A 14,438-nucleotide genomic window follows, 5' to 3' on the forward strand; every position below is an offset into this window, starting at 1 on the left:
AGAAGCCTCCATAAAGAAGAGCCCTGTAAAACGACTTATATATCGAAAGAAATTAAAACTTAAAGTGAGAGAACGCTTTGTTTGCATCCGCCATACGATGAGTATCATCTTTCTTTTTCACAGCAGCACCTTCACCTTTAGACGCAGCAACAATCTCTCCTGCCAATCTTTCAGTCATTGTCTTCTCACCACGTTTACGTGCATAAGCGATCATCCACTTAATACCCAACGCTTGACGACGATCAGGACGCACTTCTGTTGGCACCTGGAATGTAGCACCACCAACCCGACGACTGCGAACTTCTACAGTTGGCATAATATTATTCAACGCCTTTCTCCATACATCCAATCCATTTTCATTAGTACGGCTAGCAACCAGATCAACTGCATCATAGAAGATAGAGTACGCAATACTCTTCTTTCCTTCATACATCAATGAATTCACAAATTTGGTTACCAATACATCCTTAAATTTAGGATCAGGTAAAACGTAGCGTTTTTGAGGTTTAGACTTTCTCATAATTTCTCGTGTGTGTTACACAACGCTTCTCCGGCATACTACCGAATACTCACGATTTTTTTGTTAGAATAAAAGATTAGTTTTTTTTATTAAGTTGGACAAAGCCCAATAGGTACTCATACTATCATCCAAAAACATGGACGACACTACTTTTCTTATTTCTTACCGCCTTTTCCTTTTACTGGTTGTGCTGGCTGACCTGGTTTTGGACGTTTAGCACCATATTTAGAACGACCTTGTTTACGGTTCTGAACACCAGCAGTATCCAAAGCACCACGTACGATGTGATAACGAACACCTGGAAGATCTTTCACACGACCACCACGAATCAAAACGATAGAGTGCTCTTGCAAATTATGTCCTTCTCCAGGGATGTAAGCGTTAACCTCTTTCTGATTTGTCAAACGCACACGGGCTACTTTACGCAAAGCAGAATTTGGTTTTTTTGGCGTCGTTGTATACACACGTGTACACACACCGCGACGTTGCGGACAGGAATCCAAAGCAGGAGATTTTGACTTAAACTCCAACTGTGTTCTTCCCTTACGTACTAACTGTTGAATAGTAGGCATTTATGTATTATTTTTTTACGTTCCTTAATACGTTTTTATTTTGGGAACGCAAAAGTAAAGTAAATTATCAAGATTGCAAAATTCTTTATATTTTTTTCAAGTGTATATTCCCTTTCTATCTCAAATAGAAATGATTGCCGATATACGTATACAATGCATCTTTGTAAGAAACGACCCAACTCACTGATTAAAGCTCCCAAACACATACATTATGTACTCTATTTTCAAGATAAACCCTCGCACCATTGACAGTATTATCTGACTTTTATTGTAAAAGTTCCGAACTTATACCCCCATCACTATAAGAGGTTATCTAAAATAAAAAAGGCAGCACATATGTGCTACCCCTTTAGAGCATTAGAGACTAAATTAAGTACTTAAAACTGAGGTTGATTTAAGCGTTCATTCATCTTTTCAACTTTTCTTTTTAAATCATCTTTATACGCAGCTAAACGATTTGCTATTTTCTCATCAGACACTCCCAGAATCTGAGCGGCAAGTATCCCTGCATTTTTTGCACCATCGAGTGCAACAGTAGCTACTGGCACTCCACCTGGCATTTGTAAAATGGATAGGATAGAATCCCATCCGTCTGTAGAATGAGAAGATTTTACGGGCACTCCGATCACAGGAAGTGTTGTTAAAGAAGCAACCATACCTGGCAAATGAGCAGCCCCACCGGCTCCTGCTACGATTACTTTTATTCCACGACCACGTGCCGCTTGAGCATACTCAACCATACGTAAAGGTGTACGATGGGCTGAAACAATAGAAACTTCGTAAGGGATGGATAACTCCTGAAGAATGTTGGCAGCATCAGACATTACCCGATAATCAGACTCGCTGCCCATAATAATACCTACCATAGTTGGCTGTAGATTTAAATAAAATATAAAGAAATTTGAGTGTGTATAGGTTTCGCTTCAGAGATAAATTATTTGCTAAGTACTGCTTTTTTTTCGTAGTAAGCAATAGAACAAGACAAAATAAATACCTGATTAGCAAAGGGAAAGCAAAATAAAATTCCAAAAACACAAAGCAGCTACAAAACAACTACTTTACTATCTACTATTAACCAAATAAACTTATCACTAATACTGCCTCTATTTGCTTATTACTTTCAGACTGTCACGGACTACTGAAACTTTATTCTGTAGAGAACTCAGGTTGGTGTCCAGAATGGTTACATGTCCCATCTTTCTGAATGGCTTGGTAGTCTGCTTGCCATATAAATGAGGATATACACCTGCTATTTGCAAAACAGTCTCCATCCCTTCATAATATGCATCTCCGGTGTATCCTGCCTCACCAAGCAGATTTACCATAGCGGCAAGTGATTTTATGTGTGTACTTCCCAATGGCAAATCCAGAACGGCTCTGAGATGTTGTTCAAACTGGGAGGTATAATTGGCTTTGATAGTATGGTGTCCGCTGTTGTGTGGACGGGGAGCAGATTCATTTACCAAGACTTCTCCCTCTTTGGTCAAGAACATCTCAACAGCAAGTAAACCTACTATCTCCAGCTTTTCAGCCACTTTACGGGCTAATCGCTGTGCCTGTTCCTCTACCTCTACAGAAATCTGTGCAGGAGCAAACAGGTACTCTACCAGATTATGTTCCGGATGAAATACTAACTCCACTACTGGGAATGTTTCCATTTCGCCATTACTCCGACGTGCCACAATAACTGAGATTTCTTTCTCAAAATCGATAGCTTTTTCCAGCAGACCAGGTTCAGTAAAGGCTTTCCCCAGATCCTCAGCCGATTTTAAGCGCTGTACTCCTCTCCCATCGTATCCGGCTTTGCCCAATTTTTGAAATGCAGGAAGAAAGTCAACGTGTTTTGCTACGTCTTCAACTGTATCTGTCAGCACAAAATCAGGTGTCGGAATGCCGTGATCTTTATAGAATTGCTTCTGTACACGTTTATCCTGAATGATTCGGATTACATTAGGCTGAGGATACACTTTCACTCCTTCTACTTCTAGTTTTTCCAGTGCATCTACATTCACATGTTCAATTTCGATGGTAAGTACATCTACGTTTTTTCCAAAAGCATAGACAGCATCAAAATCCATTAAAGAGCCCTGAACAAAGTCATGAGCCAGATATTTGCAGGGAGCTTCCGCATCCGGGTCCATGATTTTGATATATGTATTTAAGTCGATAGAGGCTTGTATAAGCATGCGACCAAGCTGTCCTCCTCCGAGAATGCCTAGTTTAAATGTTTTACTAAACGGATTCATTGTATTTGTAGCTAGTGAGCTGGTGACAGTATCACCAGTAGGAGTCGTTAGTGTTTGAGTTCTTGCAGACAAAGGGATTATTTGGGGTCACAAAGGTATAGGATTTTATATTAGGAAAAGTATGTGATACAAAGAATAAAATATTTTGTCTACACTTTTCTTGCGTGATATACTCCTGTGCCTATATTTGCAATCCGTTTGGGGTGTTAGCTCAGCTGGCTAGAGCGCTACAATGGCATTGTAGAGGTCATCGGTTCGACTCCGATACGCTCCACAAAAAATCCCTTAGGCCTGTTGACTTAAGGGATTCTTGTTTTATGAGAGATTTCTAAACAAAAGCATATTTTTCCTTTTACATACGATTTTTGTTATCATTAACTTAGCTGGCAAATTAGTATTTTGATAGCTATCGCAGTACTTCTTACCCTAAATCATTCTTTTTCTGCCTTTTTCCATAACGTTTCTCAAAATCTTTACGTGTTTTCTTGGCATCAGCTACAAATGAAGCATTGACATGATCACTAAACTCATCAATGAAAGCTTGTGAAAGTTTTTGGTGAATGAAAATGTGATTCCAACTAACTTGGTCTTGGTATTTGCGAATAAATTCTTCACTGAGTACCTGCGATTCGCTTATGATTTTCCAGTGTACCCTGTGAGCAAACTCTTCGATAAAATCCATTGGCAGATCAGCTTGACTACTGACGGCTGTCCAGTTTACATAATCCTGAAACTCACATATAAAATCCAGTGTCAGGTATCTTTCGTGTACACAGTTCCAGCTGATTTTGTCCTTGAACTCCCGAAAAAAATCTCTCGTCAACTCCTTACTCATCACTATCTGGCACCAGTTGATTTTATCTTCAAATTCGCGTATGGTTTCCATCGATAGATTACCCAGACTCAAAGAAGAGAGAGAATTCCAATCAATATCATTCTGGTATTTTCTAACAAAATCATCACTAAGAGACTGATTGACCGATATGGAACGCCACACCTTGGCGTTTATAGCTTGCAAGGCTTTTTCGATATACTCAGATGAAAGATTCTGATATGCAAGAAGAATCTGATACTGATCAGTACCAAAATAGGAGGAAGCATATTTGTCCAAAAATAAGGCAGAGACAGCATACCTCTTCAAGAGCCGGTTCCACCCACCAGTTTGATGGGGAAGGAACTGATCGTGTATAAAATCATCAATTTTACCTTGTGAATCAAGTAAATACTTGGAAGAATGTCTTAATGGTTTGGCTTTGTCTGGTAAGTACATAATTTCTTTGCAGGACAAAAAATGACTTTAGCATGGTTTGCTGAACCATTTTATGTTCAAAAAATGACCTTTTTTGAACATAAAGATAATTAATTTTTGCCTTAACTCATTTTCCAAAAATTGGGGTACATTATAAACGGAATTATAGCCAAGCCCTTGGCATAACTCAAACTCCCCTTTTCACAAGCGTTACGGTAGGTGTTTTCATGAATCCTTTCGCTTACAGAGAATTAACTCCTGGTTGTTTTTGTCTGATATGTCTGTGGGGCGCAAACCAGCAGGTGCGACTACAATCTTCAGAGAACCTCCGTTTAATTCATACCCAACGCTGACAGGCGCCGAATCGGTAGGCGTCTCTTCTGACTGAATGACAATCAACTTGGGCTTGCTGGTCGTGTCCAACTTGAACGAATACCTTATCTCCTTTTTGGTCTCGTCTGTGAAAGTAAGTTTATCTTCTGTGAATACATATAGGTAAGACACATTCCTTCTGAGGCCGTTCTGGCTTTCTGATTGCGCCAGCCAGACTCCTTGTATGTTTGCCTGGTCGGTGGATTTGGCAGCATCTGAGGCCACGCCACATGACAAAGTGCAAACAAGAACCAATATAATTAGGCAAGTCTTTATAATTTTATATTACCAAGATGCTTAACTATATAGTATACTGCAAAATGGCAGCCTATCATTCTTTGGATTTTCATGAAATTCGTTGCCAAGGATAATGTCAAGGATTTAATTTCCATTGGATTTGTTTTTTTTCATGTTCCATTTAAGGAGTCAATTTTATATTGCATATAACGTTTCGCATATGTTTTGTCGGGGGATTTCGAAGCAATTCATTCCCCCACGTTATAAAGCTAATTTAGTGCAATCAATTTGAAGTTAGCGATTCAACCCCAAATAAAATATATGCACTGTTATGCACTGCCATTTATTTGCACAATTCTATTAAAATATCGTCTGCTCGCTTACTTTTTAATGCCCTTATCTTTAACCAATCCACACAAGCTTTATCTCCCATTCCAATTTTATAATAACAAATACCTCTTTGATATAAAGCGTCAATATCATTCGGATTTGAGGATAATGTAATGTTGAATAATTTTATAGCATTATCATAGTTGCCCTTTTGCATTTCAATCACACCATTTTTATAGTTGTAATACTGTTTCTCAAAATTAGGATTAGTAATAAATGTAAAAGTCTCGGTATGCAATATATTTACATTCCTACCATTTAACTGCGCAGGCTCCCAATATCCAGAAGAGGAATTTACCGCTTTAATAAATTGCTTATCAAAACTTTTATTTAGGCTTTTATGAATTTTAATGCTATCTATTTTACCGTTTTGATCAACAATAAAGGTAGCCATAAAAAAATTGTCTGATGAAACTACATTAGAATACTCGGGAATACCTTTTCTTAAATATTCATGAAATGATTCATCCTTTTCAAATCTTGCTCTAATTTTTTCATTTTCAATATAAAGAGTGTCAGAATCCCTTACTATCAATAATTCCTCTAAGAGTGGCATTTTTTTTTGATACAAACTTTCCCGAGTCAATGAATACATAATTGCAGAATTATCAAATCCGTTTCTACCTTCCTCGACTAAAACTAATGTATCTGAAGAAAGCCTTTTTATCATATAATTGATGAATCCAATCTTTAAGTTATTGCCATTTGCTTGATATTTGAACATATAGCCTTTATCTAAAGGATTAGTTGTTTTGTAAGCATTACCTTTTTTATTAAAATCAAAACGGACATAATTTTGTCTTACAGGATGGTCTAATGGCAAATCATCACCATTCTGAAAAGTAGCTGAAAGTTTAACCCAACTGCCTATTAACGCTTTATCAATATTTTGGCTAGTCAGCTTATTAGAGATCAAAATAGCACTCAAGTAGATAATGAATTTATATTTCATGTTTCAAATTATTTGCACTCGTTAGGTATATTGCATTGGTTGAATGATGTACTAAGTAAAGAAAAATGCCCTTGTTTATATCGCAAACCTGTAAGAAAACACCTCTTATATGCTCTTTGACTCTTTGTTTAATTATCACAATCGCAAGTCCAACATACATAAACATTTAATTATCAATCATACAGACAGTCAAAAAACGTTTAACAAATAGCAGATTATCAACGTGTTAGAGCATATTGATTCGTTAGTACCCAGTTTTTAATTCTATTGTCCGAAAGGGAGTAAATGTGACAGAAGGTCAACGTTCTTGCTTTTACCAGTAATTACTTCTTGACACCCTTATTCCAACCCTACATAAGCTTTTTGTACAGCCATTTACGAATGGGCTCATCATACCACTTTAGGGCGGCATAGGCTAAAATGATACTGCCTGTTAAAATAAGTAAAGCATAGGGCCACACCTGCACAATTGTTATGCCTTTACGATTGCTGATCGAGGCAACATGAAAATAGACTAGCGGGTAATGTACCAGGTAAAGTGGATAAGATATATCACCTAAGAATTTGCATATCCTGTTTTCTCGTTGACTTTGAATTATCCCACTTGCACCAAGGTATACGATAATTGGGAAAATGACGATAATGCAAACAGAATCATAAATTCCATTCATCCAGAGATGCTCAGCCCCGCCAATACGTGGCATATAAAGTACTATAGCTACTAAAAGACTGCACCATAAAAAGGCGTTTTTAATTTGGGTCGGCTTTGCTATCCGGGAAAGTAACAAACCGGCAAAGAAGGGATATATCGTACGGGTTAACCCAATTCGTACCTGTTCCATATTCAGCGTCCAGCCACCACTAACGTCGCCGTTTGTGATTGCCATATGGACAAGTGCGATAGCAGCGATGCCGACTAAGATACTCAATGCGGTGTTGGAAAATTTCCGAATCCCGATAGCATACAGCATGTTGGCAATGTATTCAAAGAACAGTGACCATCCCACACTATTCAACGGGTGCATCTCCTGCCAGCCACGTATATCAAGTGATAAGGGCACGGGCAGGATAGTATAACCGATCACCAGCACCAGCAGCATCTTCCAGACGGGAACAGTATGAATAAGAGGCCATAGGGTGGAATCTGTAAAATAGAATCCAATAGCGCCAAGGGTCATCCCCAAAACTACCATAGGTTGAAGACGGACAATACGGCGTTTGAAAAAGCTGCCCAGGGTCATCTTATTCCAACGGTCATCATATGCATAACCCATCACAAAGCCGGATAATAAGAAGAAAAAGTCGACAGCCAGGTAACCATGATTGACCAGATTATCCAAATGGCCAGTGGCTAAAGGCTCAGCCAGGTGAAAGGTTACAACGATTATAGCTGCAATACCGCGAAGGCCGTCTAATATGGGGTAGTGTGGCTTGGTGACTAACTCTGTATTGTTCATTAATAGAATCGGATATACACACTAGGAATAAATACTTGTGAAAAGTAAAAGCGAATAAACTATTGTCAAATTCGGACAACACCAGACCGCAAACTGGCAAAAAATAGCCAACATTCAATTAGCTGACTACAGTTTAATTGTTCATACCACATAAAAAAGGCTTCACTGATTAGTGAAGCCTTCCTATATGTCAAAAACTTTTACTAATAAGACAGCGTATCTTTTGCACTTGATGTTAAGTTCTTCAGCGGAGGGGCGAACTTAGTCAGATTGATACCAACAACTGCCGCTTTGTATTCCTCTATAGTAGGGATTCGTCCAAGGATTGAAGAAAGGACAACTACTGGTGTAGAGGCAAGAAGAGACTCTCCTTTTTTACGATCTGAATCTTCTACAACTCTTCCCTGGAAAAGACGAGTCGAGGTTGCCATTACAGTATCTCCTTTTGCTGCTTTTTCCTGGTTACCCATACAAAGGTTACAGCCCGGACGTTCGAGATACATCATATTTTCGTATTCGGTACGTGCTGTGTTTTTTGGTGCATTGTCATTGAATTCAAAACCGGAATACTTCTGCAATATCTCCCAGTCTCCCTCAGCCTGAAGTTCATCAATGATATTATATGTTGGAGCAGCTACAACAAGCGGTGCATGAAACTCAACCTTACCTTGTTGTTCTTCCAGGTTCTTGAGCATTTGAGAAACAATTTTCAAATCTCCTTTATGCACCATACAAGATCCAACAAAACCAAGATCCACTTTTTTCTCGCCGCTATAGTAAGATAGGGCACGAATGGTATCGTGAGTATATCGCTTAGAAACGTCGTCATTATTCACATCTGGGTCTGCAATCATTGGTTCAGCGATTGCGTCCAGATCAATTACTACTTCCGCATAATATTTGGCATTTGCATCTGGAGTTAAAGCAGGTTTTTCGCCTGATTTAATCTCTGCAATTCTCTTATCCGCTCTGTTGATCAATCCCTGAAGAACCTGTCTGCTGTTATCCATACCTTTGTCAATCATGATCTGGATTCGGCCTTTTGCAATTTCCAGTGATTGAATCAATGTATCATCTTCAGAAATACAGATAGAAGCTTTTGCCTTCATCTCTGCTGTCCAGTCTGTAAATGTGAAAGCTTGATCAGCAGGCAAGGTTCCAATATGTACTTCAATAACTCTACCTTGGAAAACGTTCTCCCCACCAAATTTCTGAAGCATTTGTGCTTGTGTGGCGTGTACTACATCACGGAAATCCATATGATCCTTCATTTCTCCTTTGAAAGTTACTTTTACGGATTCAGGAATTGGCATGGATGCTTCACCTGTAGCTAGTGCTAACGCAACGGTACCTGAGTCAGCCCCAAAGGCAACACCCTTCGACATTCTTGTGTGAGAGTCACCCCCAATAATGATGGCCCACTCATCGACTGTAATATCGTTAAGCACCTTGTGAATTACATCCGTCATGGAATGATATTCGCCTTTCGGATCACGGGCAGTTATCAATCCAAACTCATTCATGAACTTCATAAGCTTTGGAATATTTGCCTGCGCCTTCTTATCCCATACAGAAGCAGTATGACAACCAGATTGATAAGCACCATCTACAATTGGAGAAATTACGGTAGCTGCCATAGACTCGAGTTCCTGAGCAGTCATTAGTCCGGTTGTATCCTGAGAACCTACAATATTTACTTCTACGCGAACATCCGAACCAGCATGTAATACTTTACCAGGAGTGATACCAACAGCGTTTTTATTAAAGATTTTCTCTACTGCTGTGAGACCCTGACCCTCATTGGAAATCTCTTTTGATGGAGCAAATACTGGAGTTTGTTCTATACCTAAAATCTTTGCAGCAACGGTCTGGATTTTTTTACCAAACACAATAGCATACGATCCACCAGCTCTGATAAACTCTTTTTTCTGAGGTGTAAGTGCCTTAGAAATGTCAATCAGTTCCTTTTCGCCATTATATAACTTCTTTGTCTTTGTATTGATCGTAAGAACAGTACCTGTAGCAACAGAATATACTTGCTCAAGAATGGGCTCTCCATTTTCGTTGCGAACAACCTTACCATTCTCATCTACTTTCTTTATCCAGTTTTTGAGGTCAATACCAATTCCACCAGTAACATCAACAGTAGTGAGGAAGATAGGAGAGATTCCGTTTGTTCCACCTACAATAGGGGCAATATTCACAAATGGAACATAGGGGCTTGCTTGTTTTCCTGTCCAGAGTGCCACGTTATTTACACCAGACATTCGGGATGAACCTACCCCCATAGTACCTTTCTCAGCGATCAGCATCACACTCTTGTCAGGGTGTTGCGCCTGTAGTGCTTTGATTTCGGCTTGTGCCTGAGGAGTGATCATGCATTTACCGTGTAGTTCACGGTCTGAGCGGGAATGAGCCTGGTTACCTGGAGAGAGCAAATCAGTTGAGATGTCACCTTCACCAGCAATAAAAGTCACTATATGAATTTCTTCAGGTACTTCAGGTAACTTTGTAAAAAACTCAGCCTGTGCATAACTTTCAAGTATCTCTCTAGCTATTGGATTATCGTTTTTGAATGCTTCTTTCAAACGATCCGTGTCAGCATCATACAGGAAAACCTGTGTTTTAAGAACATTGGCAGCTTCTTTTGCTATAGCAGCATCAGCACCCAACGCCAGATCCAGCAACACTTCAATAGAAGGACCACCTTTCATGTGTCCTAATAATTCAAAAGCAAAAGCAGATGAAATTTCTTCAACTATGGATGTACCCAGAATAATTTCTTTTAGGAACTTAGCTTTCACACCTGCTGCACTGGTAGTTCCCGGCAATACATTATAAATAAAAAAGCGCAGAGAATCTTCTCTGTGTACATTATTGCGATCTTTTATTTGTGCAATGATCTCACTTAGCAATTCAGCTCCATCAATCGGTTTTGGATGAAGATCCTGAACTTTCCTTTCTTCAATTTCTTTTAAGTATTCACTATAAATGCTCATAAATTTTCTTTTTAGTGCTAGTCCACAAATGTAAATAATGTACACAATATTACCAGTGATCTACATAAGATTCCACTGTAATGTAGTACAATAGGCATTTTTGTATTAATTTTTCCTTTACCAACCTTCCTGTTTCAGACATCATCTCCCTATTGTCAGGCAGAATGAATACCAGTCAAAATCCGCATTTCTACAGATTTTGGTTCCTTTACAGATTACCTGATTCAGTAATTATAGTTGTTTCGGGACAACAGAAGTGTCATAATGATAACTTAAAAGTGGTAAAAGTAATTCCCGAATAAATGGATCGAAGATAGATAAAGGTATGTGCTTCTGATGCTTGTAACCCTGTAAATACTCTATCTTAACGCGTGAAGCATTGATTATCAGCATCTATTCTACACATTTACTTGTGAAGCATTGGATCAGAAAGTAATCCGGCAATTTGGTAACCAGTTTTTTATAGAAGATTTAGCCTTTGCATTCAGTGGATTATTGGTAAGTATTAACTCCTTTAGATTAGTAAGTTGGGTAATTGACTCAGGAAGTTTAGTGAGCTTGTTTCCAGACAGATCTAATCGCTTCAGGTTAGTTAGCTCAGCCTGCTCAGGCCAGGATGTAAGGTAATTTTGTTTCAAGTATAGTGTTTCAAGCTGTTTCAGTTGATTGAAAGATTTCGGAAGCTCTGAAACAGAATTGTACGTCAGATTTAAATAGGTAAGCTTACTAAGATTACCTACACTTTCTGGCAGGCTTATAAGTTGATTGTCTGCTAATGCCAGCATCCCCAGCTCTGTCAGAGAACCCAATTGTTCGGGCAGTTCTCTAAGTTGATTTTTAACTAAGAATAATTTCTTCAGTTGGGCAAGTTTAGCAATATTGGTTGAAATAGCCGTCAGCTGATTATCTGAAAAATAGAGTTCCTGAAGCGCAGATAGATCATTTATAGGTTCAGGCCATTGTTCAAATTGGTTTTGAATAAGATCTAACTCGATCAGATTATTTAACTCACCAAATGTATCAGGCAAAGATTTCAACTGATTCCTCTGCAGGTTTACTACTCTTAGTTGATTTAACTGACCAATGGATTCAGGGATGCTGATAAGATTGTTTGTATCCAGACTTAACTCAGTAAGTAGTTTCATGTGTCTGATTCCATCTGGAAGACTACTCAGAGATTTATCAGAAAGTTTCAGTTGGGTAGCACCTTGTACAAAGAGAAGCTGAGCACCAGGCCGGGCTTTTTTCCGGGGATAGACCAGCCGATAGATCTTTTCAATTTCATCAAGGTAGGGTTGTATAGTAATAGTTAGCGCTTGTGCAACTTGTAAGCCAATCTGGATATTCTCCGGCTGTCCGGATGCAAATAATCGATATATATTTTCTTCTTCGGATAATGTAACTGACATAAAATATTTTTAAAAGCTGGGGTTAGATGACTCAAATTATATCAAGTATGATATGAAATCCTCAGCCCAAAAATATCTGTTTGTAAGATTCCATCCATCTAAAACACTTTTTAAATAAGATAAAATACATCAAATGAGTATTTTATTGAAACAACCCATTCCTTAACATACCTTTTCTTTCTCTGTACTGAACGAAGACTTATTTAAAAAATTCGGAATAGCGATTTTCTTTGACAAATTTCCTCCAATCCTTGAAAAGTATGGGTTGAAAACTCAACCTTTGTGATAGACACTTCTGGCTTATTGCACCCACCAACAGAAGCAATACTATCTTCAACACGATGAAATTAAGCCATTCCTTTAGTGGAGCCCTGCGGACATTTGCCTATTTCATGGCAAGTGGTACACATTACATGCTGGAAGGCATAGAGTATCTTTCCCTGTATGGAGAAGATCCCAGTGCCATCGAACAAGCCTTTGCTATTTATGCCAATGTGATTGAGGTAGATGAAGATGGGATGGTTTTAAATGCAAAGTATGCAGAGAAAAGAGCAACCCAATACATTCGTTCTTACTGCGATTCTGATTTTGTGGTAGAGCCTCCGTTTGAAGACTGGGAACTGGCATTGCATAGCCCTCCACCATTAAAAGACCGTGGTTGAATCAGGAGAAACAATAAGGGAATGAAGGCTTTTTGTAACCTGATCTTTACTGCTTTCCGACCATTATCTGACTATACAGAAAGTTTTCAAGCATTGAGTTATGCTCATAGTAGCTGAACTGAATTATAGGCAAAGGAGATCTTGCGGTTTATTCACCGCACGATCTTTTTTGCGGTAAACTCAGCGCAAGGGAAGTTTTGCGATTACTTTCACTTACTGCCCATGAGAGAGAAAGTTTGCGGTGAATTCCGATCATGCAACGTTTTGCGTTGAATTAACCGCAGAAATAGTTTTGAGTGGAATTAACCGCAAAAATTCCTGTGTGCATAACTAACCGCAAACGTCTGCTGCGCATAATTCTATGCACTGTAAGCAACCTTCAAGTACTCTATCCACAGCTAGTATCGACCATGTAGATTGATTCTGGGTAAGCCAGGTAAACTGGGTAGGTTATTGGGTAAGACTAACTGATTGATAACCAACCGAGGTAAGATGGGTCGATTTTTTGGCCTGAAACTTTTCTATATAAAAAGAAAAAGAGAATATAGAGCTATATATATACTATAAATAGAATAATATATCTATATATAATATAGAGCGAATCTTACCCATCCTACCCGTCCTTAGTATCAGGCAGTTAATCTTACCCAAAATCCTACCCGCATCTTACCCATCTTACCCTAAAAACAAGAAAAGTACAAATTTTAATAGCCAAAAATACAAGTACTGTCTGTGTCATCTGTGATTTAAGAGGTTGTCTAAATTAATATTAAAGAGGCGAAAAGAGCAGGTTTTAGAGCGAACCGAACCTATTTTGAGGGGCATAGCAAAAGCTATGGGCCGAAAAATAGGTAAAGGTGCAGCCTATGTGTTTTAGTTCTTAAAGAACTTTAGTATAATCTGCCTTTTAGCTTCACTCCCCAAGTTGGTGTTATCACCATAGCCGTCAGGCTAAGGAAAAAAGCATATCTTTGTCGTATGCAAGATATTGATTTTCAAAATATTGTGACTTCTGATAAAGATTTCACTGAATTGTCTTCTTATTTTAGCAATACCCACCTAGAACAACTGGCAAGAGAAGTCAAATTCATTCAACGAACCAGTTCCCGTTTAACAGCTTGGATGTTTTTTCACTTAAATACCTGTTTGATCAAGCAGGGTGGCTCAAGCAGTTTAACCGATATGGTTGCTTTGATCTGGAATCAGTTTGGCGTAAAACTAACCAAACAAGCCTTAGATGAACGCTATAATTTGTATGCAGTCAAATTAATGCAAAAGTGCTATCAGTTTGTTTTTGAGCAAGTTTTGTCCCATACTCACACTATGTGTAATCCTGCTCAAGAATCGTCTGCTCAAGAATCGTCTGCTCAAGA

The 14,438-nt window shown here is 38.7% G+C and carries 12 protein-coding genes and 1 tRNA gene; 3 read left to right on the top strand and 10 right to left on the bottom strand.

What is annotated here, in order from left to right; all coding sequences use genetic code 11:
• Positions 1-52: 52 nt before the first annotated feature.
• The 4 genes from rpsG to QNI15_RS02720 form a co-directional block, all read right to left on the bottom strand.
• Positions 53-520, bottom strand: coding sequence for a 30S ribosomal protein S7 (gene rpsG / locus QNI15_RS02705; RefSeq protein WP_313993884.1), 468 nt, complete (start codon positions 518-520; stop codon positions 53-55).
• A gap of 155 nt (positions 521-675) precedes the next feature.
• Positions 676-1,092 carry a 30S ribosomal protein S12 gene (rpsL, locus tag QNI15_RS02710; RefSeq protein ID WP_313975496.1) on the bottom strand — a complete coding sequence of 139 codons (417 nt, stop codon included), beginning with the start codon at positions 1,090-1,092 and terminating at the stop codon, positions 676-678.
• 377 nt (positions 1,093-1,469) lie between these two features.
• Entirely contained in the window at positions 1,470-1,958 is a 489-nt protein-coding gene (purE, locus tag QNI15_RS02715; protein ID WP_313975498.1) for a 5-(carboxyamino)imidazole ribonucleotide mutase, read from the bottom strand.
• 237 nt (positions 1,959-2,195) lie between these two features.
• Positions 2,196-3,338 (bottom strand): 5-(carboxyamino)imidazole ribonucleotide synthase, encoded by a 1,143-nt coding sequence (locus tag QNI15_RS02720; protein ID WP_314030389.1) that lies wholly within the window; start codon positions 3,336-3,338, stop codon positions 2,196-2,198.
• Positions 3,339-3,538: 200 nt separating this feature from the next.
• On the opposite strand from QNI15_RS02720, the gene QNI15_RS02725 reads away from it, so the two are divergent.
• Positions 3,539-3,612: transfer RNA gene (locus QNI15_RS02725), tRNA-Ala, on the top strand.
• Between the two features lie 147 nt (positions 3,613-3,759).
• Here QNI15_RS02725 and QNI15_RS02730 read toward each other — a convergent pair.
• The 6 genes from QNI15_RS02730 to QNI15_RS02755 form a co-directional block, all read right to left on the bottom strand.
• Positions 3,760-4,608, bottom strand: coding sequence for a hypothetical protein (locus QNI15_RS02730; RefSeq protein ID WP_314030370.1), 849 nt, complete (start codon positions 4,606-4,608; stop codon positions 3,760-3,762).
• Positions 4,609-4,812: 204 nt separating this feature from the next.
• On the bottom strand, positions 4,813-5,184 hold the full coding sequence (locus QNI15_RS02735) for a TIGR03067 domain-containing protein (protein ID WP_313993890.1): 372 nt from the start codon (positions 5,182-5,184) through the stop codon (positions 4,813-4,815).
• A 355-nt stretch (positions 5,185-5,539) separates the two neighbouring features.
• Positions 5,540-6,538, bottom strand: coding sequence for an energy transducer TonB (locus tag QNI15_RS02740; RefSeq protein WP_313993893.1), 999 nt, complete (start codon positions 6,536-6,538; stop codon positions 5,540-5,542).
• Positions 6,539-6,888: 350 nt separating this feature from the next.
• A complete protein-coding gene (locus tag QNI15_RS02745; RefSeq protein WP_313993900.1) occupies positions 6,889-7,995 on the bottom strand; it encodes an acyltransferase family protein in 1,107 nt (368 codons plus the stop codon).
• A 203-nt stretch (positions 7,996-8,198) separates the two neighbouring features.
• Positions 8,199-10,994 carry a bifunctional aconitate hydratase 2/2-methylisocitrate dehydratase gene (locus QNI15_RS02750; RefSeq protein WP_314030372.1) on the bottom strand — a complete coding sequence of 932 codons (2,796 nt, stop codon included), beginning with the start codon at positions 10,992-10,994 and terminating at the stop codon, positions 8,199-8,201.
• Between the two features lie 425 nt (positions 10,995-11,419).
• Entirely contained in the window at positions 11,420-12,403 is a 984-nt protein-coding gene (locus QNI15_RS02755; RefSeq protein WP_314030374.1) for a leucine-rich repeat domain-containing protein, read from the bottom strand.
• Positions 12,404-12,744: 341 nt separating this feature from the next.
• Here QNI15_RS02755 and QNI15_RS02760 point away from each other — a divergent pair, with 341 nt between their 5' ends.
• Both QNI15_RS02760 and QNI15_RS02765 read left to right on the top strand, forming a co-directional pair.
• Positions 12,745-13,065, top strand: coding sequence for a DUF7677 family protein (locus QNI15_RS02760; RefSeq protein WP_314030376.1), 321 nt, complete (start codon positions 12,745-12,747; stop codon positions 13,063-13,065).
• Positions 13,066-14,043: 978 nt separating this feature from the next.
• A partial coding sequence (locus QNI15_RS02765; RefSeq protein ID WP_314030378.1) for a hypothetical protein occupies positions 14,044-14,438 on the top strand: 395 nt, incomplete at its 3' end.

The sequence above is a fragment of the Xanthocytophaga flava genome, assembly GCF_030068545.1.
GTDB lineage: Bacteria > Bacteroidota > Bacteroidia > Cytophagales > 172606-1 > Xanthocytophaga > Xanthocytophaga flava.